The sequence below is a fragment of the Gilliamella bombicola genome (genome assembly GCF_900094945.1).
Classification (GTDB): domain Bacteria; phylum Pseudomonadota; class Gammaproteobacteria; order Enterobacterales; family Orbaceae; genus Gilliamella; species Gilliamella bombicola.
The window spans coordinates 162,592-186,181 of sequence record NZ_FMAQ01000003.1 but is presented as its reverse complement, the minus strand read 5'-3'; the positions used below and the strand labels follow the sequence as shown (position 1 = coordinate 186,181).

Annotated in this window: 18 protein-coding genes and 5 tRNA genes; 19 read left to right on the top strand and 4 right to left on the bottom strand. The window is 36.6% G+C overall.

Going from position 1 to position 23,590, the window contains the following annotated elements; translation table 11 throughout:
- Positions 1-104: 104 nt before the first annotated feature.
- From GA0061081_RS04705 to recB, 3 genes are read left to right on the top strand one after another with little or no spacing between them, the layout of a single operon-like run.
- A complete protein-coding gene (locus GA0061081_RS04705; protein WP_091347547.1) occupies positions 105-401 on the top strand; it encodes a YfcZ/YiiS family protein in 297 nt (98 codons plus the stop codon).
- Positions 402-411: 10 nt separating this feature from the next.
- Entirely contained in the window at positions 412-870 is a 459-nt protein-coding gene (sixA, locus tag GA0061081_RS04700) for a phosphohistidine phosphatase SixA (RefSeq protein WP_091347545.1), read from the top strand.
- Complete coding sequence (recB, locus tag GA0061081_RS04695) at positions 849-4,331, top strand: exodeoxyribonuclease V subunit beta (RefSeq protein ID WP_091347542.1); 3,483 nt, start codon at positions 849-851, stop codon at positions 4,329-4,331. Before sixA ends, recB begins: the two co-directional genes overlap by 22 nt.
- A 120-nt stretch (positions 4,332-4,451) precedes the next feature.
- Here the strand turns inward: recB and GA0061081_RS04690 are convergent, their stop codons facing one another.
- Complete coding sequence (locus GA0061081_RS04690) at positions 4,452-5,228, bottom strand: hypothetical protein (protein WP_091347540.1); 777 nt, start codon at positions 5,226-5,228, stop codon at positions 4,452-4,454.
- 779 nt (positions 5,229-6,007) lie between these two features.
- Here GA0061081_RS04690 and GA0061081_RS04685 point away from each other — a divergent pair.
- The 7 genes from GA0061081_RS04685 (at position 6,008) to GA0061081_RS04655 (ending at position 8,392) form a co-directional block, all read left to right on the top strand.
- Complete coding sequence (locus GA0061081_RS04685; RefSeq protein ID WP_167349302.1) at positions 6,008-6,622, top strand: TIGR04211 family SH3 domain-containing protein; 615 nt, start codon at positions 6,008-6,010, stop codon at positions 6,620-6,622.
- Positions 6,623-7,720 (top strand): tRNA nucleotidyltransferase/poly(A) polymerase-related protein, encoded by a 1,098-nt coding sequence (locus tag GA0061081_RS04680; RefSeq protein WP_091347534.1) that lies wholly within the window; start codon positions 6,623-6,625, stop codon positions 7,718-7,720.
- 116 nt (positions 7,721-7,836) lie between these two features.
- A tRNA-Met gene (locus GA0061081_RS04675) sits at positions 7,837-7,913 on the top strand.
- A 37-nt stretch (positions 7,914-7,950) separates the two neighbouring features.
- Positions 7,951-8,035: transfer RNA gene (locus tag GA0061081_RS04670), tRNA-Leu, on the top strand.
- A 25-nt stretch (positions 8,036-8,060) separates the two neighbouring features.
- Positions 8,061-8,135: transfer RNA gene (locus GA0061081_RS04665), tRNA-Gln, on the top strand.
- A gap of 78 nt (positions 8,136-8,213) precedes the next feature.
- Positions 8,214-8,298 (top strand) — tRNA-Leu (locus tag GA0061081_RS04660).
- Between the two features lie 19 nt (positions 8,299-8,317).
- Positions 8,318-8,392, top strand: a tRNA-Gln gene (locus tag GA0061081_RS04655).
- Between the two features lie 268 nt (positions 8,393-8,660).
- On the opposite strand, the gene GA0061081_RS04650 is transcribed toward GA0061081_RS04655, so the two are convergent.
- Both GA0061081_RS04650 and GA0061081_RS04645 read right to left on the bottom strand, forming a co-directional pair.
- Complete coding sequence (locus tag GA0061081_RS04650) at positions 8,661-9,461, bottom strand: YdgH/BhsA/McbA-like domain containing protein (protein WP_167349301.1); 801 nt, start codon at positions 9,459-9,461, stop codon at positions 8,661-8,663.
- Between the two features lie 344 nt (positions 9,462-9,805).
- The gene (locus tag GA0061081_RS04645) at positions 9,806-10,417 is read right to left on the bottom strand and encodes an NUDIX hydrolase (RefSeq protein WP_091347529.1); all 612 of its coding nucleotides are present in this window, start codon (positions 10,415-10,417) and stop codon (positions 9,806-9,808) included.
- A gap of 113 nt (positions 10,418-10,530) precedes the next feature.
- Here GA0061081_RS04645 and GA0061081_RS04640 point away from each other — a divergent pair, with 113 nt between their 5' ends.
- From GA0061081_RS04640 to era, 8 genes are all read left to right on the top strand, one after another.
- Positions 10,531-13,014 carry a class I adenylate cyclase gene (locus GA0061081_RS04640; RefSeq protein ID WP_091347527.1) on the top strand — a complete coding sequence of 828 codons (2,484 nt, stop codon included), beginning with the start codon at positions 10,531-10,533 and terminating at the stop codon, positions 13,012-13,014.
- Between the two features lie 219 nt (positions 13,015-13,233).
- A complete protein-coding gene (gene rpoE, locus GA0061081_RS04635; RefSeq protein ID WP_091347525.1) occupies positions 13,234-13,806 on the top strand; it encodes an RNA polymerase sigma factor RpoE in 573 nt (190 codons plus the stop codon).
- A gap of 46 nt (positions 13,807-13,852) precedes the next feature.
- Positions 13,853-14,425, top strand: coding sequence for an RseA family anti-sigma factor (locus GA0061081_RS04630; RefSeq protein WP_091347523.1), 573 nt, complete (start codon positions 13,853-13,855; stop codon positions 14,423-14,425).
- A gap of 6 nt (positions 14,426-14,431) precedes the next feature.
- On the top strand, positions 14,432-15,418 hold the full coding sequence (locus GA0061081_RS04625) for a MucB/RseB C-terminal domain-containing protein (protein WP_091347521.1): 987 nt from the start codon (positions 14,432-14,434) through the stop codon (positions 15,416-15,418).
- Positions 15,419-15,585: 167 nt separating this feature from the next.
- Complete coding sequence (lepA, locus tag GA0061081_RS04620; protein ID WP_085247418.1) at positions 15,586-17,382, top strand: translation elongation factor 4; 1,797 nt, start codon at positions 15,586-15,588, stop codon at positions 17,380-17,382.
- A gap of 47 nt (positions 17,383-17,429) precedes the next feature.
- Positions 17,430-18,431: a signal peptidase I gene (gene lepB, locus GA0061081_RS04615; RefSeq protein WP_091347520.1), complete on the top strand. Its 1,002-nt coding sequence runs from the start codon at positions 17,430-17,432 to the stop codon at positions 18,429-18,431.
- A gap of 8 nt (positions 18,432-18,439) precedes the next feature.
- Complete coding sequence (gene rnc, locus GA0061081_RS04610) at positions 18,440-19,117, top strand: ribonuclease III (protein ID WP_425337784.1); 678 nt, start codon at positions 18,440-18,442, stop codon at positions 19,115-19,117.
- Positions 19,114-20,019 (top strand): GTPase Era, encoded by a 906-nt coding sequence (era, locus tag GA0061081_RS04605; RefSeq protein WP_091347516.1) that lies wholly within the window; start codon positions 19,114-19,116, stop codon positions 20,017-20,019. The genes rnc and era overlap by 4 nt, the downstream gene beginning before the upstream one ends.
- An 89-nt stretch (positions 20,020-20,108) precedes the next feature.
- Here the strand turns inward: era and GA0061081_RS04600 are convergent, their stop codons facing one another.
- On the bottom strand, positions 20,109-21,119 hold the full coding sequence (locus GA0061081_RS04600) for a hypothetical protein (RefSeq protein WP_141683338.1): 1,011 nt from the start codon (positions 21,117-21,119) through the stop codon (positions 20,109-20,111).
- A gap of 384 nt (positions 21,120-21,503) precedes the next feature.
- Here GA0061081_RS04600 and GA0061081_RS04590 point away from each other — a divergent pair, with 384 nt between their 5' ends.
- A complete protein-coding gene (locus GA0061081_RS04590; protein WP_141683337.1) occupies positions 21,504-23,219 on the top strand; it encodes a hypothetical protein in 1,716 nt (571 codons plus the stop codon).
- Positions 23,220-23,590: the final 371 nt, after the last annotated feature.

Below are 23,590 nucleotides of genomic sequence, written 5' to 3'. Positions count from 1 at the left end.
TAATTGCATCACTTTAACTGCAATAAAAAAGCGTTAGCATTTTGCCCTAAGTTATGATTAAGAGTATACTGTTAGCAATATTAACAGGTAAATTGAGGTATAGCATGACAGATTCTTTAAACAAATGTAAAGCAAACGAAACTGCAGCGTGTTGTTGTGTGGATGTTGGCACAATCATTGACAACGAAGATTGTAGCGCAGAGTATGAACACATTTTTGTAACAGAATCGGAAGCTCAGGCAAAATTAGTTTTATTGACTCAGGCAGCCGAAGATGTTGCAACTGAACCATGTGAAATCACAAGCCGGATTGAAAAGGTGAACAATGGTTTTAAATTAACTGCTAACTTCACTTTTTGTTGCGGTGCTGAATGCATGATTTTCCAATTAAAATTACGCTAATTAAACATTTATGAAAGTTTGCATTATGAGACACGGTGAAGCCGGATTTTCAGCTTCATCGGATTCAAGCCGCACGTTAACGAATTATGGTATTGAGCAGTCAAATCAAGCGGGAATATGGCTTAAACAGCAAAACTACCAATTTGATTGTGGTTTAGTGAGTCCTTACCTACGAGCTCAACAAACATTAACCGAATTATCATCACATGTTAGTGTTGCAAGTATTGAAACTCATTCGTTTTTAGTGCCTGGCGGTAGCCCATCTCATGTTGCCGATATATTAACGGTGTTATTAAATGATGATGTTGAAAATGTGATTGTGGTATCACATTTGCCCTTAGTAGGCTATTTAGTTAATGAACTGTGTCCGCATGTTTCTCCTCCTATGTTTCCTACTGCTGCAATTGCTTGTATTAGTTTATCGCCCAACTCTGCAGGGAAATTTGAATGGTTTCATCAAGCAGAGTAAAAAAACTTAATCTTTTTGATTTACCTTTAACTGGTCGAACTTTGATTGAAGCGTCAGCTGGAACAGGTAAAACTTATTCGCTTGCCTTCATTTACTTAAGGTTATTGCTTGGTATTGGCCAAAATAGTCATCCAATACCTTTAGAAGTAAATGAAATTCTAGTCGTTACCTTTACTAAAGCGGCAACTCAAGAATTACGCTCGCGGATAAGACAAAATATTCAAGAATTGCGAATTGGGTTGCTAAAAGGACAACATCAAGATCCTATTTATCAACAATTAATTGATTTAATTGTTGATCGCAAGTTGGCTGTACAACAACTTACTGTAGCTCAACAATCAATGGATGATGCAGCAATTTATACTATACATAGTTTTTGTCAGCGAATACTCACTAGTCATGCTTTCGAATCTGGCGTTTTATTTGAACAAACGCTTATTTCTGATGAGAATCAACTAAAATTGCGAGTGGTACAAGATTTTTGGCGGCACTATTTTACGCCACTTGATAAACCACTTGCTCATTTAGTACTTAATACATGGCAAGATCCAACCTCATTATTGAAAGATATTAACCCATATTTAGGTCTAAGTCTTAACGATAATACCAAGGTAAACTCAGATATCAGTGTAACAATTGAGGAATTTTACCAACAAAATTATCAAAAGATTGAAGATATTAAACAGTCTTGGTTAGCATCGACTGATGAATTAGTTGATATCATCATCCAATCAGGAGTCAGTAAACAATCTTATAGCAGTCGATATTTGCCCAATTGGATAAATAAAGTATCTAAATGGGCTAGTAATCCAACGCTAACGTTTGAATTACCAAGCGAGCTTGAAAAATTTAAGCAATCAGTTTTAATTGAAAAAACGAAAGAAGGAAAGGTTGCTCCATGTCATTTTGTTTTTGAACAAATTGACAACCTATATCAACAGCCATTGAATTTACGCAGCCAAATCTTAATAGATATTGTTAGCGTGATTCAAAAAGGGATCTATAATGAAAAAATCAAACAAGGAAAAATGAGCTTTGATGATCTTATTTGGCAACTTAACCGAGCATTACAAGCAAAATCAGGCGAACGATTAGCGAAAAGTATAGCTTCAAAATACCGTGTAGCCTTGATTGATGAATTTCAAGATACCGATCCTGCACAGTATCAAATTTTTAACCGTATTTATGGCAACCCACACTCTGAACAAGGTTTGCTGTTTATTGGTGATCCAAAACAAGCAATTTATAGCTTTCGAGGCGCTGATATATTCACTTATTTAAAAGCCAAGCAATCAACGGGAGAAAATTATTTTACTATGGATGTAAACCATCGTTCATCTGCTTCGATGGTTAAAGCTGTTAACCAATTATTTGCTAATAATGATAATCCATTTATATTTAAAGATATTCCTTTCTTACCTATGGATGCGGCAAAACGAAATCAGCAAAAATCTTTACAAATTAATAACCAAGAAGTTGCTGCATTAGCTGCTTATTTATTGCCTGATGATATTGTAACAAATGATAGTTATCAAGAACTCATAGCTAGCTGTTGTGCTAACCAAATTGTGACTTTATTATCTAACTCCTCACTATTAATTGATAACGAAAAAGAACAACGTCCTGTAACTACTGCTGATATTGCGATCCTAGTACGCACAGGGCGAGAAGCTAGCATTATTCAGCAAAAATTGGCCAATTGTGGCGTTAAAAGTGTTTATTTATCAAACCATAGTAGTGTCTTTTCTTCAATTGAAGCAAAAGAGGTATTGAACCTATTACAAGCAGTCTTGATGCCTGAAAATGAAACAAAACTAAGATTAGCATTAATGACCTCGCTCTTGGGGCAAACGATGACTGAGCTTGAGCAAATCAGCGATGATCAAGATAAATGGGAGAACTTAGTCGAAGAATTCAAACAATATCAAGCAATTTGGCAATACTATGGTGTATTAGTGATGTTACGCAGAATGATGAAAAAACGTCATTTAGCTGAAAATATCTTAGCTCGCCAAGACGGTGAGAGAACATTAACTAACTTAATGCATTTAGGTGAATTACTCCAAGATGCTTCTTATGAGTTAGATAGTCCCCATGCCTTAATTCGTTGGTTGACGAAACAAATAGTTAGTCCAGATCCGAATCTGGAAAATCATCAGCAACGGCTTGAAAGTGACGAAAATCTTGTCAAAATAATTACCATTCATAAATCCAAAGGGTTGGAATTCCCAATTGTTTGGTTGCCGTTTATTTCGATGTATCGTGTGTCTGACAGCCAATTTTATCACGATAAAGACAATGACTATCAACCAACTTATGCATGGTTATTAACTAACGAAATTAAGCAACAAATAGAAGATGAACGCCTTGCTGAAGATTTGCGGCTATTATATGTTGCAATGACGCGTTCGGTTTATCATTGTAGTATTGGGCTTGCCTCTTTGAAAAAAAACAGATCGGCTATTAATCATTTATTAAAAGGCGATTTAAGAACAATTGCCAATATGGCTCATCTAGTTGATGTCCAATTGCCGATAGAGAACAAACAATATTTTCCCTCAATTTTACCAAATCAATTATTATCGGCTAACGCATTTACACGTAAGATATCAAACAGTTGGCGAGTCACAAGTTATACAGAATTGCAAAAAAATAATCATATTGTATTGGCTTATAATTCCGATATTATTAACGATTGGGATGAATCTACACTCGAATCTGACAACGTTGAACCAAAAGATTTACCATACGATATTCATCATTTTCCTAAAGGTGCATATGTCGGTACATTGATGCATAGCATGATGGAAAATATCATGTCAGATAACTTTGATGAACTCTCTGAGAAAATGATAAAAAAACTCAATTTAGATTTAGTATGGAGTGGTGTAATAAAAAATTGGATGCAACAAATACTTTCGACTCAATTGCATGAGCCGAATTTAATATTATCACAAGTGCTAAAAGGGAAGTGCATTAACGAATTACAATTTTACCTCCCGATACGAAAAACTGTTACTAGTCAGCAATTGGATAGCTTATGTAAACAATATGATTCTTTATCAAAATTATGCCCTGAGTTAGATTTTGACTCCGTACAAGGCATGTTAAAAGGATTTATTGATTTAGTCTTTGAATTTGAAGGTAAATATTATATAGTTGATTATAAATCAAATTGGCTAGGTGAGAGTGTTGACTCTTATACCCCAAAAGCACTAGAAAAAGTAATGTGCGAGCACCGCTATGACTTGCAATATCAACTTTATTGTTTAGCATTACATCGTTTTTTAAAAAGTCGTTTATTAAATTATCAATACCAAACGCATTTTGGAGGTGTCTATTATCTCTTTTTGCGAGGTATGCCCGAACATGGCATTTTCTACCATCTACCTGAACAAGCATTTATTGAAGATCTTGATAAGCTATTTGATGGTGAAATGTCGTATAAAAAACACGATTAAATAACTAAAAATGAGCAATCAATAATAGATTGCCTGTTTTTATTCCTTGAATTTTCTAAGTAATTGTATAAGCATTTACACTTTTAATAAATTATGGAATGTTGAATTGTTTTTTTACAATTACCAATATTCGATTTCTCTTGTTGTTATTACAGTTCCAGTTCCTTGTGAACCTTGATTTTTTCTAAATGTGATGGCTTTAGTCCAATCACCATAATTGTTGTACTCACCAAAAGTCGTTTCCGAACTAACAATTTTTTTATCTGGCAAAATTGAATACATTTCTAATTTTATTATTTGTTTTTTTAAGTTATATGAATAATTAAACTGGGTATAAATTTTTAATTTGTCATTTTTTAAAATTTGTCTTTCCAACTTTATGAGTTGAAAATCTTGCCAATGCATTTTAGTTTCAGTTTTTAGTTTACCAACTTCTGTAACAGAAAGAATAATTTTGCCATCTTTAAAAGTATTTATTTGATTGTATTTAAAGTCATTCTCGAAAATAGTACCATCGTTGACTCCCGATAATTTAATAAAATCATAATTATTATTATCTAATATGAAGTCCCCACCAGTGATATTAATTCGATATAAATGATTATAATGATTAAATTTTTTATGTTTATAATCGAATTCAAAACCAGTTTCAAGATTATTTGAATTAGCATATTTGGCATGGCTTGATAATATATTTCCTGATTTTGTATATTGATAAGTTTCAATACTTTCTAATTCACCATTAGCTTCTGTTTTAAGCACTTGCTTTTTTATATAACGAGAGTATGGAGCTATCATGGGTTCTTCATTCAAAGCTTTAAATTGTTTTGTTGTTGAATGGCAACTGCAAAGGAAAATAGATAAAATTAAATAACAATATGTAATAAAGTGTTTCATTTCTATACCTTGGTAATATTAATCGTATAAGTAATCACGCGTATTAACTAAAATCTGTATTGCTTTAGTTGAGTCAGGACCTTTTGGCAAAATTGAAATAGTGCTACTTGTAATAAACGAATGATATGCGTCATGTTTTTAGAGTCAAAATTATCACTATTTTTAATATTGCTTAAGTATCCCTGATGATTACATTTTTCGACCCATTGTCAGTAGGTTTTATAGTCTCACAGTAATGTGATGAAAAACCATCGCAATTAAAACTTCAAGAAGCGACAAAGGGCGTATTAATGGTAACCGATATTAAACATATATCGGTTGATATTATGCCATGATAACCACAGGTTCCCACTACATCATAAAACAGAGCTTATAAATCCCGTCCATGGAGAACATTCACTAATCCATATTAATGTCGTTCAAAATTATATTGGGCTGGTCAATTATTTAATAGATAACTCTGTTATTCATCAATAATATAGCAAAAATCCAATATCGTTTCACGCTTTACTTCAATGGGATTATGGATCTTTTTGTTTAGTCCTTGTGCTTTTTATTTGTAAAATGCATAGTCAGCAAAAGTCTGCTTGGTTTGTTTAGATAAAAACAAATATAAAACATTCATCGTAAGGATAGTGTGAAATAAGACCTCAATATACTACGAATATTGTAGCCGATTTCGCTTTAGGGTTTAAAACGATTTATTATAAAATGACTATGCGAATTGCTGTTTATTTATGATATCATGTGCCTATTTATGGGTGATTGTTGGAAATATAATGAAAAAACAAAATATTATTGCGCTACTTTCGTTTTTGTCCATGGCTTTTGATACTTATGCTATAGACAAATATGTGACTGATAATGTCGATATTTATTTACGTCGTGGCCCGGGTTCGCAATATGCGTATTCTAATGCTGTTAAAGCTGGAGAAAAAGTTATTGAACTTGAAAAAAGCGCAGATGGTAAGTACACCCGCATTCAACTTAATAGTGGTAATACAGCTTGGATTGAAACAGCTAAACTAAGTGAGCAACCGAGCTATAAAGAGCGTTTTCCATCACTAGAAGCAAAACTTGCAGAATATCAAGACAAAGTTGATAATGCCGAAACAAATCAACAAAAATTGGTGAGCGACTATATCGAAAAGCTACAATTGGCTGAAAAATCAATAGAAACACTACAAAATAAGAATACAGCCTTAGAACAGCAAGTCAAAGAGCAGGGCTCACAGATTGAATCGATGTTAAATCAAGTGGATGATAAACGTCGTGATCTTATTACCACTTGGTTTACCTATGGTGGACTTGTTGCTGGTGGTGGACTTATTTTAGGGTTAGTATTGCCAAGTATAATACCTAGACGTCGCAAAAAAGATCGTTGGATGCGATAGATGAGTAAAATCTATCTGGTAGGCGGAAGTGTACGTGATCGATTGTTGCATCTGCCGGTTGCCGACCATGATTGGGTTGTTGTTGGTGCTAGGCCAGACGAACTTTTGACTTTAGGGTATCAACAAGTTGGTAAAGACTTCCCCGTATTTTTACATCCTACTACAAAAGAAGAATACGCATTGGCTCGTACTGAGCGCAAATCAGGTAAAGGTTATACTGGGTTTATTTGCGATTTTAGTGAAGAAATCACATTAGAACAGGATCTGATTCGTCGAGACCTAACGATTAACGCCATTGCCATGGATGAAAACGGCAATATCATCGATCCTTACCATGGTGTTGATGATATCAAAAAAAAGATTTTGCGCCATGTCTCGCCTGCTTTTCGTGAAGATCCGCTACGCATTTTACGCGTGGCACGCTTTGCTGCTCGTTTTTATCAACTTGGTTTTACAATAGCACCACAAACCCTAGATTTAATGAAACAAATGGTATTTGCTGGCGAAATAAGTTACTTAACAGCCGAACGCATATGGAAGGAAACCGAAAAGGCGTTATCAGCAGCAAACCCTCAAGTTTACTTTCAAGTGTTGGAACAATGCGGAGCATTTACATTACTCTTTCCTTCATTAGACTTATCAAACAATATTATTGATGCATTAAAACAATCCGCTTTATTAACCGACGATTTGACTATCCGTTTTGCGGTATTGTGTGCGCAGCTACCTAACAAGTCAGTGGTTGAAGCCTTATGTAAAAAAATCAAAGCACCTAACAACTACACTAAAATTGCCGTTATGGTTCAGCAATATCGTCACGATCTTGAATGTGTGCAAACGCTGACTGCGGAGCAAATTGTTTCTTTACTCAATAATATAGATGTTTGGCGTAATCCGTTACATCTTGACCAACTAATTATTGCAAGCCAAGCGTTTGCTAAAACAACCTCATTTTCACAGGCAAATTACCTAAAAGAAGCTTATAACATTGCTAGCCATGTCAACGTGCAACACATTCTTGCTGAAGGTTATACTGGAAAACAAATTCATATTGAGCTACAAAAAAGGAGAATTGAAGCGTTATTAAACTGGATTTGATTGCATCTTAATCAGTTGTCGTTTTTTTTCAAAATATCTAAAAAAAATAGTTGACGATTTGACGTAACACAAGCATAATGCGCCTCGCAGTGTTGGTTATGACGTTGCGAATGAATGGCTACGTAGCTCAGTTGGTTAGAGCACATCACTCATAATGATGGGGTCACAGGTTCGAATCCCGTCGTAGCCACCATTAAGATTAGGTAGTACTTTTACCGGAAGTATCCAGTGCGGGTGTGGCGAAATTGGTAGACGCACCAGATTTAGGTTCTGGCGCCGCAAGGTGTGTGAGTTCAAGTCTCTCCACCCGCACCATTTAATCTTAATGACTATCCTTTATTGGGGTATAGCCAAGCGGTAAGGCAGCGGGTTTTGATCCCGCCACGCCCAGGTTCGAATCCTGGTACCCCAGCCATTCCAACTGCTCAAATTTTTGATATCTGATTATTTAGTCTATCTTTGTGATTACAATTTACTTTTTCGATTATTCTTAACGGGTATGGCGGAATTGGTAGACGCGCTAGATTCAGATTCTAGTTCCGAAAGGTGTGCGAGTTCAAATCTCACTACCCGTACCAGATATCACATCTCCTTCATTGGGGTATAGCCAAGCGGTAAGGCAGCGGGTTTTGATCCCGCCATGCCCAGGTTCGAATCCTGGTACCCCAGCCATATCTACACTCATAGATAGCCTTCTTAACGGTTGCTGTCTGTCTAAATACAATTTCTAATTAAACTAAAATACTGATTTGTTACTGTTGAATAGAATTTGAGGAATGCTTTTTGCTTGCTTAATTGATTATAACTGTTTTATTTTAATTTAAAATAAAAAAATTAATAAAATCAATACCTTTTCTGACTGATTTTTAAACTAAAGCCCACGCGGGCAAACGGATTGTCGCGTGGGATGATTTTTTATAAAGACGAGTCTATTGATGCTTTATTTATATAGATTGACAAAAATAGTTTGTGCAGTGCCTGCTGAGTTTGCTGACACTTCTTTCACATAATAAAAATGTGCACCATTAGCAATAGCATGTTTTTGTGCGGCTTCGCTGATTTCGGACGTATTGTTAAAGCTTCCATGGAAGCTAATAGTATTGTATGGTGTCATACGTTTAAATGCATCGCTACTGATTTCGTAGGCATCTTGACCTTGTATTGCGGTTGTGACGATATAATCCCTTACAGGTGCATCTTTTTTGTATAAGGCAACGTCAATATCTTGTGCTTGATTTTGACTATCAGCCGATGAAATAGAATCGATATAAAATGCATAGGCATTTTTTTCAGCGGCTAATTTACTTGCAGCTTCAGTAATTGCAGAGGTGTTATTGTAATTGCCTTTCAATTTAACAACTTCAAATGGTAAATAGTAAAGCGCTTTTGAACGGCCATAGGAAACAACACCATTATAAGTAGTTACATTTTGTTCCACGGTGATTGGTGCATTAGAGCTATAAATGTTGGCATAAACAATAGCGCGATCTGACGAAGTTCCATTAGCAGGGCTTTCCATTGCTGTAATATAGTAATATTTAGCACCTGCTTCATCGGCAGCGCGCGAAATATCATTAGCAGCATTATTAGCTTGTAAATAACTTCCTGTCACTGAGATTTCTTTTAATGGGACTAAGTGGCGACTTTCTTTTGCAGTTAGTGGTTGAGCTGCGTAAAGATTGGCAACAGGCAAAGATAATAATACCGCTAAAGCAATAGAGGTTTTGGTAAAACGTTTCATGATTGAATCCTTCATTTTGAATTATTAAAATAGAAAATCACTGTTTAACGCTTATTTAATTAATAGATTTATAATGGTATTGCTTCGATAGTTTTCGAACTTGTGGAGCTCCTGAATGTTTTGTCCTTGTCTACTTGTTAAAAGCGTTAAGACATATCGTTGTTTTGGTAGGAATAAAAGTAAAACAACTAACTACCTTTATAAGACGTTCAGCAATAATCCTCAAGCTCTTTTAACAAAATAGTCAAGGCCTAGCACAAATTGCTTAAAATAAATTATTTAAAAAGATGTTAATTTTGTGCTGACTAGTCTATTTGTAATTGTTTCATATTTTGTTGATAGCATTATTTACAAATGGTTTCGATGAAACGCTTAAGGATTTGTGCGGTTAATCCCCAAATAACCCAATTATGATACTGATAAAAATAGACGGTATGCTCAGATCTTTTTTGCCAATGTGGTGAACGATTAGCAATGATATCAAAAGGAAAATCATCAGCAGGTTTATGCCCTACCAACATTGTTGCATGCTCTGGTGGATGATGAATAAACCACTCAACAGGGACGGTAAAAATCTGTTCAACCTCGTCATGGTTTAGTTGTAAATTATCTATTGAGTTTATTGTGCCTACAAATGGATAAATAATTATGCCTAATGTGGCAATAAATTTGGGTAATTGTCCTAAAATTTTTATTTGATCAAAGGTTATACCTAATTCCTCAACTGTTTCACGTTTGGCTGTGTATTCGGGATTGATATCAGTCAATTCAACACGCCCACCAGGAAAGCAAATATCCCCCGGTTGCCATCTTAGTTTTTTCGATCTAACTTGAAATAAGATATGCAATTGATGATCAATATCCACGATAGGTAATAACACCGCAGCTTTGTTATCATCAAATTTAGTTTTTTCTTGTTTTTTAATCTGTTTAGCTATATTTTCAATTGTGATCATAATAATTAACTTTACTCAGTGTTTAAATTTTAGCCCTATTTACCTTGCATCAATAACATGCTAGATTTACTAAATGCGTTAATTTAATACGCGTGTTTTACCTAATTGAAGCCATGCAATATTATATCAATAACATAAAAAAAGAACTTGAAGATCTTGCTGATTTAAAACGAGAGCGAGCTCTATGTGGCATGCCTGATGAGTTTCAACAGGTATTTTTGTTACTTCCTGCTCTTTTCCATTATCATACTCCTGAGTTACCAGGATATATGGAGGGTAACATACCTTCAGGCATTGCTTGTTACCAATTATCCGATGATGTGAATAAACTACTTAAAAGTAAATTCAATTTTATTGCAACCAAAAATAAAACACTCACTTCTACTCTCCCAACAATATCTGCTTTATATTCAATGGGTAGCACCTGTTCTATTGGGCAATCAATTCAATCAGATCTTGATATTTGGATATGTATTGAAAACAGCTTAACAGAGCAACAAAAAGAAGCCTTACAGAAAAAATGTCGTTTAATCGAAAAATGGGCAGCCAATTTGCAAGTCAAATTAACGTTATTTGTGGTTGATGCTGATCGTTTTATCAATAAGCATCATGAATGTCTAATGGGCGAAAATTGCGGATCTGCACAGCATATATTGTTACTTGAGGAGTTTTATCGTTCAGCCAATTTATTAGCGGGTAAATTTTTATTGTGGTTTGCGGTACCTTACAATTTCACTGTAAATAACGTCACTTATCCAACTTATGAAGAGTGCGTTAACGCAATGGTTGATCTTAAGTTAATTGAACGAGAACAATGGATTGATTTTGGCCCGCTAACCGGCTTATCGGCTGAAGAGTATTTTGGCGCAAGTTTATGGCAACTTTATAAAAGTATTGATTCACCCTTTAAAGCGGTACTTAAAACCCTATTATTAGAAGCGTATTCATGGATTTACCCACAAAATAAGCCCGTTGCTTATCAAATGAGAGAACTCATTCAAAATGGTAAAATACATAAAGGAATGTATCTTGATTCATACTACATGTTATTAGACAGAATTAGTAACTATCTTATTGAAATTAACGATTTCCAGCGCCTTGAATTAATTCGCAACTGTTTTTACTTAAAAGTAAATGAAAAACTATCCATTCCAATGCAGTCACCGTCATGGCGTCGTACTATTTTGACTAATTTAGTAAATGATTGGGGATGGAATGAGCAACAAATTACAAAATTAGATGCCTGTCAAACTTGGAAAATAGGACAAGTACGAGAAATACATGAAATCTTGTTACACACCATGATGACAGGCTATCGAAATTTACTCAATTTTGGTCGTCGTAATAATTTAGACTCATTGATTAGTCCTCAAGATCTGGCGATCTTAACGCGCAAGCTCTATGCCGCTTTTGAAGTATTGCCGGGTAAGATCACCACTTTAAAGCTTAATATATCAGATAATTTGCAAGAAGACGCATTAACGTTTATTCATGTGGCTGAAGATCGCATCAATCGAGCGGGATGGTATGTTTATAATCAAAAACCCATGATGCAATCAATCATTGGTCATCAATATTTGGAATACAGCAAATACCTAGTAAAATTGGTGGGGTGGTGTTATTTCAACGGGTTAATTGCGGATTCAACTCACTTTTATTATCGTGATGGTCAAAATCGAAATGACTCAAAAATTAATAAATTAATCGCGGATCTAAAAAAATACTTTCCTATTGACGTGCCTGCAGCAACTGAAGAGCAGTTATATGGTCCTTGTGAAATCCGTCACTTAGCTATTATTTTAAATATAGAAGATGATCCTACAGTTAATATTGACTCAGACGATGGGGTAACTAATAGCGTACTTAATTACGGCAAAGACGAGCTAAGTTTGGTGGGATCAATTGATCTTCTTTATCGCAATTCGTGGAATGAAATTCGCGTACTCCATTTTAGTGGTGAATTATCCATGCTTGAAGCCATTAAGGCATTATTAAATCGCATGCACAAAGATGCAGACTTGCCCAATTCGATCGAAATTTTTTGTTATAGTGAATATTTAAGCGGTGAAATCAAACAGCAAATGAAAAAGCTCATGGATGAATGTATTGATCTACGTTTAACTACGACTCAAAATAACTCAACGCAAGTCAAACCATTAAGAATAGGCGGATCTTCTTGGTACCTATTTTTTGAACGGTTAGGTGTTTCCAGTCATCAATTTGAAAATGCGATCGATTTTTATGGTGCGGTATCCAATAACAAAGTACAAGGCAGACCACTGAACATTTTAGACGAAACCAATGAGCTACCGATAGAAATAGACAGCGTTGCTTATAGCGGGATCATTCAATTCTTTTTTGAAGATACCGATACAGGTTTTGATCTTTATATCCTAAACGAACACAACCAAGTGGAAATTTACCGTAATTGTAACGGATCAAAAGATAACATGGTTAAAGATATTAACGAATTTTATGCCCTATCAGACGATCGTTTTACTTTTACGACTAGTAGCTCAGTTAATTTTAATCTACCTCAATTTTATCAAATCACTTATAATGACTGTGGTGAACGAGATATAATCCCACTCAATTAAACGATCTAAAAATGATCTTATTTAGACAGGGTTATGTCTAAAAGTTTCAGAAAACGATCCGTTTTAGTATAAAAAGAATAAAAATTTACAATTAATAAGTAAAATAATTAAATTTCTATTAAAATAATGGGAACTTTTTTTCAATTTAAGCATCTAACTGTTAGTGTGCACAAATATGGGCCGATAGACAGTTATTAACATAATAAGGAATGGCCTTTAATGGGGGAGCAAGTAACAGACCAAGTATTAGTTGATCGCGTTCTTAACGGCGATAAAAACGCATTTAATTTACTTGTGGTTCGTTATCAAAATAAATTAGCTCATTTGGTTTCTCGTTATGTATTAGCGTCTGAAGTTCCCGATGTTGTACAAGAGACTTTTATTAAGGCGTACCGGTCGTTAAGTCTTTTTAAAGGTGAAAGTGTTTTTTACACATGGTTGTATCGAATTGCGGTTAATACGGCAAAAAATTTTTTAATTTCTCAAGGGCGAAGGCCGCCGTCATCAGATATTGATGCTAGCGAAGCTGAAAGTTACGAAGGTGCGGATTCATTAAGGGATTTTGATAACCCCGAAAATCTAGCCCTTTCAGAAGAAGTAAAAAAAACCGTATTTGCAGCGATTGAAGCGCTACCTGATGACTTAAAAACAGCAATTACTTTGCGTGAAATTGACGGTTTAAGTTACGAAGAAATCGCTGAAATTATGAATACACCTGTTGGAACAGTGCGATCGCGGATCTTTAGAGCACGTGATGCAATAGATGAAAAAATAAAACCATTACTCAGTTAATGGCTATAAACTAATAAAGAGTAGTCATACATTTAAGGTATTTACTATGCAATTTACTACGCAAACAGAACAGAAAGAGCAACTTTCATTACTTATGGATGGTGAGTTCGCAAACGATCATATTATTGATGAAGTATCACAAAATGAAAGTTTGCAATCATGCTGGCACCGCTACCATATTGTAAGAGACACAATGCGAGGTGAGTTGCATAGTAGTGTATTGACGTTAGATATTTCTAATCAAATCGCTCAAGCTATTGCAAGCGAAGATTTATACAATCAACTTCCTGATCAGCCTAATACCAACATAACCACATTACCAAAAGCTGAAAATCTAATTTGGATTCACGTTAAAGACTTTTTTGCTAAAGCAAGCCAAGTTGGACTTGCTGCGTGTGTAACGCTTGGTATTATTGCTGGTGTACAATATCAACAAAGCCAAACTGATAATACCAATGGAAGCCCTACATTAAACACCATTCCAGTGGGGGTTAATGTTGCGCCTGTAGGTGGGATTCATCAACAAAATGATCAACAACTACTTGAAAAGCGACAATACGACAAAATCAGATTGCTTGTACAAGATTATGAATTACAAAAAAGACTAAACGCTCATTAATTCAAAATGAAATTACCCCATTATAATTTCTTGCTACATTGTGTAAAACAGAGTGAAAACATTATTTTTGCTCTGTTTTTTGCATTTTTTTCAGCGTCGATTTATGCAGATGACACAAACGATGCCTTAGCGCTATTAAACAAAATGAATCATGCAGCGCAAACGCAAGATTACCGCATTCACTTCTTATCCCAAGATAAAGATCAGTATGCAACCACATTTGAATATAGTCATTTAGGGGCAACAAGTAAAGAGGCTGTTAACGCATGTCTACGTTATCTTGAAGGTCCAGATAAAGAGATCATCCTGCATAAAGGCATAACTAGTTATTTTCAACCAGACAGCCCATCGTTTTCGATTACAAGTTCCCGTATTATCGAGGTTTTCCCTGATGTTATTTATAATAATTTTAATGATCTAAAAGATATTTACGACTTTATTATATTAGGAAAAGCAAGAACCGCGAATCGCAGTGCACAACTGGTCAAAATTGTTGCGAAAGAAAAAGATCGTTATAGCTATGTGATTTGGATTGATGATGAAACTTATTTACCAATTAGGGTTGATCTATTAGATCAAAATAACGATATCATTAGCCAACTAAAAGTCATTCAGCTTGATGACAAATTTGATAAAAAACAGATTATTAGTTATATAAACGGCCGAACTTACCCCATTTTACTATCGATCGAAAAACAAAATAATTTGCTCGACCAATGGCGACTAGCTTGGTTACCACAAGGCTTTAAAGAAATAGCTGCCTATAATTTGAATTTTTATAGCTCTGATATTGCCACCAAGTTGTATTCAGATGGTGTATTTTCGTTTACAGTCAACATCTCGTCAGAACAAGCGAAGCAATCAAACCAAATCATTCAACAAGGCGGACAAACTATTTATTCAACTAACTTAGGTCACAAAAATATTATCGTCATTGGTAATTTACCGCGTACCACGGTTGAACGTATTGCACAAAATATCATCCAGAAATAAGCGCAAACTTCTCGATATCGCTATGCTTAGTTGCGATAAATGTGTAAAATGTTCCTCTTTCTGACTATATAATTATTTGCAATGCTGGTAATAACCAAAAGGCGTTTTAGGTAGTTGATTAGATAGTTAACCGTTAATAACCGAAATACTAATTATAATTTATTAATATGAATAAAAATATCCGCAATTTTTCAATTATTGCCCATATTGACCATGGTAAATCAACGCTTTCAGACCGCATAATTCAGATTTGTGGTGGACTGTCAGATCGCGAAATGGAAGCCCAAGTGCTCGACTCAATGGATCTTGAGCGTGAGCGAGGGATCACCATTAAAGCACAAAGTGTCACGCTTGATTATCATGCTAAAAATGGCGAAACCTATCAGCTCAATTTTATCGACACGCCAGGCCATGTTGATTTTTCGTACGAAGTATCGCGCTCGCTTGCTGCTTGTGAAGGCGCATTATTAGTTGTGGATGCGGGGCAAGGTGTTGAAGCGCAAACGCTAGCAAACTGCTATACCGCGTTAGATATGGATCTTGAAGTTGTTCCTGTTCTTAACAAAATTGACTTACCGGCGGCTGAACCAGAGCGCGTAGCGGCTGAAATCGAAGACATTGTTGGCATTGATGCAAGCAATGCTGTTCGCTGTTCGGCTAAAACTGGTGTTGGTGTTATTGATGTACTTGAACAATTAGTTAGCGACATTCCGCCACCAGAAGGGGACTCAACAGCACCATTACAAGCACTGATTATTGATTCGTGGTTTGATAATTACTTGGGTGTAGTTTCATTAATTCGCATAAAAAATGGCGAATTAAACAAAGGTGATAAGATCAAAGTTATGAGCACAGGCATGACTTATAACGTTGATCGACTTGGCATATTCACCCCTAAACAAGTTGACAAACAATGCTTGCATTGCGGCGAAGTGGGCTGGGTGGTTTGTGCTATCAAAGATATATTAGGCGCCCCAGTAGGTGATACCTTAACTTTAGCAAAAGCACCTGCACAAACTCCATTACCGGGTTTTAAAAAGGTTAAACCGCAGGTTTATGCTGGGTTATTCCCAACCAGTTCCGATGATTATGAAGCTTTTCGTGATGCGCTTGGTAAATTAAGCCTAAACGATGCATCGCTATTTTACGAACCGGAAAATTCTGGCGCTTTAGGTTTTGGATTCCGCTGTGGTTTTCTTGGCTTACTGCATATGGAGATTATCCAAGAACGTTTAGAGCGTGAATACAATCTTGATCTTATTACTACTGCGCCAACAGTTGTTTATGAAGTGCTAACCACATCGAACGAAACAATTTATGTTGATAGCCCAGCAAAATTACCTGCAGTGAATAACATTCAGGAATTACGCGAACCGATTGCCGAATGTAACATATTAGTTCCGCAAACTTATTTAGGTAACGTCATCACACTATGCGTTGAAAAACGCGGCGTGCAAACCAACATGGTTTATCATGGTAATCAAGTTGCTTTAACGTACGAAATTCCAATGACTGAAGTTGTATTAGACTTTTTTGATAAACTCAAATCGACTTCGCGTGGGTATGCCTCATTAGATTATAGTTTTAAACGATTCCAAGCGGCCGATATGGTAAGATTGGATGTATTAATTAACGGTGAGCGAGTGGATGCATTAGCCCTAATCACCCATAAAGATAATGCACCCTATCGAGGACGAGAATTAGTCGAAAAGATGAAAGATCTTATTCCTCGTCAACTATTTGATATCGCTATTCAGGCAGCTATCGGCAATCATGTCATTGCACGATCAACAGTCAAACAGTTACGTAAAAACGTATTAGCCAAATGTTATGGTGGTGACGTAAGTCGTAAAAAGAAACTTTTACAGAAGCAAAAAGAAGGTAAAAAACGCATGAAACAAGTGGGTAATGTTGAATTACCACAAGAAGCGTTTTTAGCGATTTTGCATGTAGGAAAAGATTAACTAACTAAAACGAATTGGTAAGAAGATTCATTTAAAGAGGAAAAAAAATGGCTGGAACATTTGCCATCACATTAACAGTAGCAACTTTTATTACCGGGATATTTTGGTTTTTAGAAAAATTTAAATGGAAACCCGCAAGGCAGCGAAAAGTTGAAGAAATTCGCACCCAAAGCAATGGCGAAATAGATGGAAAGATACTTGCCGAAGTTGGAAAACCCAAAGGTTGGGTTGAAAACTTCGCATCATTTTTCCCTGTTTTATTTGTGGTATTTTTTATCCGCTCATTTTTATATGAGCCGTTTCAAATCCCATCAGGATCAATGATGCAAACGTTGCTCGTTGGCGATTTTATTGCTGTTGAAAAATACGCTTATGGCTTGCGTGATCCTATTACTAACACCGTCATCATTCCAACAGGACAGCCTAAACGCGGTGATGTAGCGGTATTTAAACACCCAAGTATCCCAAAAATGGATCTTATCAAACGTGTAGTTGGTCTACCGGGTGACAAAATCGTCTATCTTGTTAAAGAAAAGAGAATCGTCATTTATCCTGCGTGCCCAATTACCGATACCAATTGTGTAGGGCAACAAGCACAGCCACTTGATTTACATTATAGTGAACCCAAACCAAGCAATTGGAAAGAAGTTCATGAACAGTTTAAATCAGCTCCTCGCTTCTATACTTTAGATCAATATACCGACAAAGGTATTGTCGATTCTGAATCTATCGTGACATTGAATATAAATATTCAACAAGAAACTCTAGGCAACACGCCACATAATATTCTAATCACTCAAGGCTCCCAAGAAGATCCAAATTACTATTACCGCCAAAATGGTCAACCTATAGCCACTTGGGTTGTGCCACAAGGTCATTACTTTATGATGGGCGACAACCGCGATAACAGTGGCGACAGTCGATACTTTGGTTTTGTACCTGAAGGTAACTTTGTTGGTAAAGCAACTGCTATTTGGATGAGCTTTGAAAAACAGCCCGACCAATGGCCTACTGGAATTCGCTTTAGTCGTATTGGTGGTATACATTAATAACTATAATTATGAAAAAATTTAGTCAAATTCAACAATCAATCGGCTATCAGTTTCAAGATATCTCCCTACTTGAATTAGCACTTACTCATCGAAGTGCTAATAAACTGCATAACGAACGTTTAGAGTTTTTAGGGGACTCTATTTTAAGTGTTGTCATTGCTGACGAACTCTATCACCGTTTTGTCAAACAAGACGAAGGTGACTTAAGCCAAATGCGAGCAACGTTAGTTTGCGGGCAAACACTTGCCGAAATCGGTAAAGATTTTAAATTGGGTGATCACCTTATTTTAGGACAAGGCGAGCTAAAAAGCGGTGGGTTTCGCCGTGAATCGATTATTTCAGATGCCGTTGAAGCCATTATCGGTGCCATTTACTTAGATAGCAACATCGACACAATTCGCCCGCTAATCTTAGCGTGGTATCAAAGTCGCTTAAACCAAATTCAACCCGGCATTAAACAAAAAGATGCTAAAACAAGATTACAAGAGCATTTACAAGGAACTCATCGTCCCCGCCCATGTTATTTAATTCTTGAAGTAACGGGCGATAACCACGAGCAAGAATTCTTAATTCAATGCAAAATCGACAACGATAACCACGAGTATTTAGGTCGTGGTTTAAGTCGCCGAAAAGCAGAACAAGCAGCTGCACAAGAAGCTCTCAACCAATTAGGTATAAAATGACAGAAACAACACAACATTGTGGATTTGTCGCCATTGTTGGGCGACCAAATGTAGGTAAATCAACCCTATTAAACCAATTACTTGGGCAAAAAGTCTCGATCACATCACGTAAAGCACAAACCACAAGGCACCGTATTGTCGGTATTGACACCCAAGATAACGACCAAATTATCTATATCGATACGCCTGGACTTCATATTGAAGAAAAAAGAGCCATTAACCGTTTAATGAATCGAGCAGCAAGCAGCTCAATTGGCGATGTGGAGCTAGTGATTTTTGTGGTGGAAGGCACCCATTGGACTGACGATGACGAAATGGTCGCTAACAAACTCAAAGACTGCAAAAGTCCAGTTCTGCTAGTGATTAATAAGATTGACAACGTCACCGACAAAACACAATTATTACCGCATATTCAAACTATTAGCCAAAAAGTTAACTTTCTTGATGTTGTGCCAATTAGTGCTGAAAAAGGAGAGGGTATTGATATTATCAAAGATATCGTCAAAAAACACTTACCCGAGGGCGAACACCATTTTCCTGAAGATTACATTACTGATCGCTCGCAACGCTTTATGGCGTCGGAAATCATCCGCGAAAAACTTATGCGTTTTTTAGGTGATGAATTACCTTATTCCGTGACTGTTGAAATTGAACAATTTAAAGTAGACGAACGCAATGGAATGTATCGCATTAACGGATTAATCTTAGTTGAACGCGATGGACAAAAGAAAATGGTCATCGGCAATAAAGGCGAAAAAATCAAAAAAATAGGCATCGAAGCCCGCAAAGATATGCAGTCATTTTTTGACAACAAAGTCCATCTAGAGCTTTGGGTCAAAGTCAAAGCAGGTTGGGCTGATGATGAGCGAGCATTGCGCAGCTTAGGATATAGTGACGATTAATCACCATAATTAGCATACAAACAAAAATCAGGTATCAACAACCACCTGATTTTTATCAATATTGCCACAAGGTTAGCATTATCTTGTAACTACTTCTTATTATCATTTTCTTCTTTACTTAGGTATTCTGATTCGCGAACTTTATCGACAATGATACCATGATTAATCATATACCTTACCGCCTTGCCACTTATCGTCAAATCAAAAAGATTATAATCAAAAGACGGAAGCTTAATTTTAGCCTCTTTTAACGACGTATAACCTGAGTTTGAAACAGCAAACTGATAATAATCGTTTCTTAAACTGTAAAAATCCATCTTCATACCAACATAGATCTTCTTACTCTTATTCTTCGCGTCTTTATTAAAATCGTCTGTACTTACGCCATCTATATTAGTCAGGTTTTGTTGATAGATATCATCCTGATTAAACTCATTACTGTATTTATAATTAAAGGTATTAAATTTAGCTAAATCAATTAAATACACATCATGTTTCATCGGCTTAAACACAGAATAATAAGGATCCTTCTTAGAGGATTTACCTAAAGATCGACGAATGACATCGGTCATAATATCGTTTTGACGCAAGTCAGCCATTTCCCGATCATCAAGTGAATTATGCTGCCTAGTATAAGAAGACGACAAAATGAGATTTGATTTAGCTTGGCTTAATGAAGTATAAGCCACATTCGAAAGTGCAACAGTGTAGACATAATTGCTTGAATTATAGCTTAACAACTTCATTCCCACATAAAGGTCTTGATATCTACCAATCTTATCAGTATTGAAGTTATCAATATCAGAATCATCTATTTTAATGATCTTCTCTTGATACAGATCATAAATAAAATCGTTAGAATCATCGTTACCATTTCTTCCGACATTCGCTAAATTAAACAAATAGATATCCTCCACTTTAGGCGTAAAAAGGAGATGATCGTCTTTATTTCGGTAGGATCTTTCTTGTGCAAAGCAATAGGTTAATGGAACAAAAGCAAGAATGAAAATAAAGAGTAGCAATATAATCCTAGCACAGCTTTTCGGATTTCCATCCATTGACGTAAACCGACTACCTCGGCATATCCATGTTATCAACATAATTCCTATTATTGTATTAATAAACAGCAATATAATAACATCAATTTAACAACAAATCGACAACCTCCCCACCAAACAAACTCCTCAAATTTAATCAAAAATCGGTCAGAAAAGGTATTGATTTTATTAAAGTTTTTATTTATTGGTTTTTAGCCAAAAACCACCAGCAAAAGTCGTCCCCAGTAGCCCGCCAACGTAGGCTAACTCATCCTTTAACAAAACTTTACAAATTTTTAACAAAAAAGGTAGCGCATTATTGGTCAAGCGGTTATAATTTAATCGCTTACAAAGCAAGGGAGTGCTCATTATTAGAGCAGTCAGTTATAAAAAATCGAAATAAAACAAAAATTTACTTGACAGGATAATCGAAATGCGTTACCATTTATGGCATCTGGCATCTGGCATCTGGCCTGCCAAACCTACGCCTTAAAACTTTTTTATTTTCACCGTAGTCGAAATCAGACACAGTTCTTATTTTCATCAGCGAGGTCATTTCGCGTAGCGAAATCGGCGCCGTCATCGAGGTCTTTACTGGCGATGTTTTCGGCGGGTACTTCGGCAACATCCTCGGAAACCTCTTTAGTCAGGTCATCGGCCACATGTTCGGCAAAATTATCGTCGATATCCAAGTGGTTATTAGGGCCGTCATTAGTATTCAAGCCGCTATTATGGTTTAGACCTTCATTGTTATCTAAATCGGCATTGTTCTTCGCACTGTTGCTCTTGTTGTCGTATTCACAGGGTTCTGTGGCATTAACGGCCCAGACATCAAGGGTAATAGAGGGAAGTGCGCCATATTTAACATTTGATGGAGGTCGAACAAAGGTAACGGATACAGACAGCTTTTTTGCAATAGAGTTGCCGAATGGTAGAGTTATCAGGCCATCAACTAACACATCGAGTGCTACCAATCCGATAATGTTACCTAGTGGTAATTATACATTTAATGATATTCATATGGTGATACCGTTGGAGGCAAGATATACCACTTTAAGTCGTCTAATGAGCGAAGGGAAGTGGGGAGATGATGATGGAGATGGCCGGGGGGTTAATGGAGGAGTAACAGCATCAGGTATTATATCGTTATCAATAAAGGATAAAGATGGCAGAACTGTTAGTAGTCGTGGTGAGACATTAAGTAAATGTAGTGCCCCGTATAAGGTAACTTTAAGTAGTGCAGGGGGAAGTATAACTACACGATATGGTTTGCCGAATAGTACTACTTTTAGTGAAGGTGCTGCGACGTATTACATCAAGCCGGATTCTTCTGGTGGTTGTTACTTTGTGCAGTACGCAAGGCCGCTTTTGGTCTTTGGTGGTACTGGTAATAGTGTTTCTGTCCCTGGGATGTATAATGTCCGTGACGATTTCAGTTACGCAGGCCCAGCTAGCATATGGTCTCCTACAAAGGGTTTTTTAACTCAGTCTACAAATCCATCTTCTTACGACCAAAATTTTCCTACAACGGGTGCTGATGGGTTGTATTTTAACTTAGAGATGCCTACAGGAGTTAATGCAAGTCAGTTGACATGGTCTGTTGTCACGAATGGTGATATAACAGCTACAGTCAATAGTTATGGTAAGGTAACATTGCATGGTCCTAGGGCGAGTAGTGCTCAGATAAATTCAGATAGTCCTAGTTCTCTAATTGTACCCTCTTTGCCACAGAAGTTTGAGTTGGTGGGTAGAGATAGTAGTGGTAATGAGGTTCGGTATGGATTTGTGTTAAAGCAATGGTTCGTCCATCGGGGTAATAAACGGGATACTTGGTCCAACCAATCCACTTGGTGTAGTCGTTTAGGTTATCGGGTGCCTAGGGTCAGCGATTTAACCAATTCAGTCAGAACTGGTAGTAGTCCTATTTCTGGCGCCTTGCCTCATTCATCTGGTAATTATTACCAGCGTAATATAGGTTCAGGATTTTTCACGGAGTGGGGCCACATGTCCCGCTACGATGGTGCGGGCTTCGTCCTCAGCTACTACTACTACTGGGCGAGTGGCGCAACAGGTAGCCGTGGGTACGCTGTCGCCTCGTTCAACGGCTTTGTCGACGATGGCCTTGCTTCCCCTGGCTACTATGTTGTTTGCCCCGCACCTTAGTTTTTAGCGTTTAGTCCTTAATCCTTGGGCCGCGGGGGCGGTTATGGTGCCTGAGAGGACAATCTAACAAAGAATAACGCCCCTGCGTAAGTTGGGGCATTTTCCCTTAGGGTTGCGCTGTTGCGGCGAAGCCACAATCGCGCCGCCCCCGCCGCCGGCGACGCTGAAAGTGTCGATGGCGGTGGCACAAGGGTAAAATTAAATAAAGAGGGTCATGTAATGGAAATAGAACAAAAATTAACATTAAGTGAAAATCCAATACATTTTTTGAAAGAAGGTCTTTTTTTAAAGGCTTATAACCAGTCATTTTATGTAATGAGTCAATTATTAGGATTTAACCTAAAGCCGATAATCAAGCATATTAAAAAACT

Excerpts from the sequence above, each read along its gene's own strand:
- GA0061081_RS04705 (WP_091347547.1), top strand. The coding sequence starts at position 105 with ATGACAGATTCTTTAAACAAATGTAAAGCAAACGAAACTGCAGCGTGT.
- GA0061081_RS04645 (WP_091347529.1), bottom strand. The coding sequence starts at position 10,417 with ATGATCACAATTGAAAATATAGCTAAACAGATTAAAAAACAAGAAAAA.
- GA0061081_RS04630 (WP_091347523.1), top strand. The coding sequence starts at position 13,853 with ATGCAATTTACTACGCAAACAGAACAGAAAGAGCAACTTTCATTACTT.
- GA0061081_RS04640 (WP_091347527.1), top strand. The coding sequence starts at position 10,531 with ATGCAATATTATATCAATAACATAAAAAAAGAACTTGAAGATCTTGCT.
- era (WP_091347516.1), top strand. The coding sequence starts at position 19,114 with ATGACAGAAACAACACAACATTGTGGATTTGTCGCCATTGTTGGGCGA.
- lepA (WP_085247418.1), top strand. The coding sequence starts at position 15,586 with ATGAATAAAAATATCCGCAATTTTTCAATTATTGCCCATATTGACCAT.
- sixA (WP_091347545.1), top strand. The coding sequence starts at position 412 with ATGAAAGTTTGCATTATGAGACACGGTGAAGCCGGATTTTCAGCTTCA.
- rpoE (WP_091347525.1), top strand. The coding sequence starts at position 13,234 with ATGGGGGAGCAAGTAACAGACCAAGTATTAGTTGATCGCGTTCTTAAC.
- GA0061081_RS04650 (WP_167349301.1), bottom strand. The coding sequence starts at position 9,461 with ATGAAACGTTTTACCAAAACCTCTATTGCTTTAGCGGTATTATTATCT.
- GA0061081_RS04590 (WP_141683337.1), top strand. The coding sequence starts at position 21,504 with ATGGCATCTGGCATCTGGCATCTGGCCTGCCAAACCTACGCCTTAAAA.
- GA0061081_RS04625 (WP_091347521.1), top strand. The coding sequence starts at position 14,432 with ATGAAATTACCCCATTATAATTTCTTGCTACATTGTGTAAAACAGAGT.
- recB (WP_091347542.1), top strand. The coding sequence starts at position 849 with ATGGTTTCATCAAGCAGAGTAAAAAAACTTAATCTTTTTGATTTACCT.
- GA0061081_RS04685 (WP_167349302.1), top strand. The coding sequence starts at position 6,008 with ATGAAAAAACAAAATATTATTGCGCTACTTTCGTTTTTGTCCATGGCT.
- lepB (WP_091347520.1), top strand. The coding sequence starts at position 17,430 with ATGGCTGGAACATTTGCCATCACATTAACAGTAGCAACTTTTATTACC.
- GA0061081_RS04600 (WP_141683338.1), bottom strand. The coding sequence starts at position 21,119 with ATGTTGATAACATGGATATGCCGAGGTAGTCGGTTTACGTCAATGGAT.
- GA0061081_RS04690 (WP_091347540.1), bottom strand. The coding sequence starts at position 5,228 with ATGAAACACTTTATTACATATTGTTATTTAATTTTATCTATTTTCCTT.
- GA0061081_RS04680 (WP_091347534.1), top strand. The coding sequence starts at position 6,623 with ATGAGTAAAATCTATCTGGTAGGCGGAAGTGTACGTGATCGATTGTTG.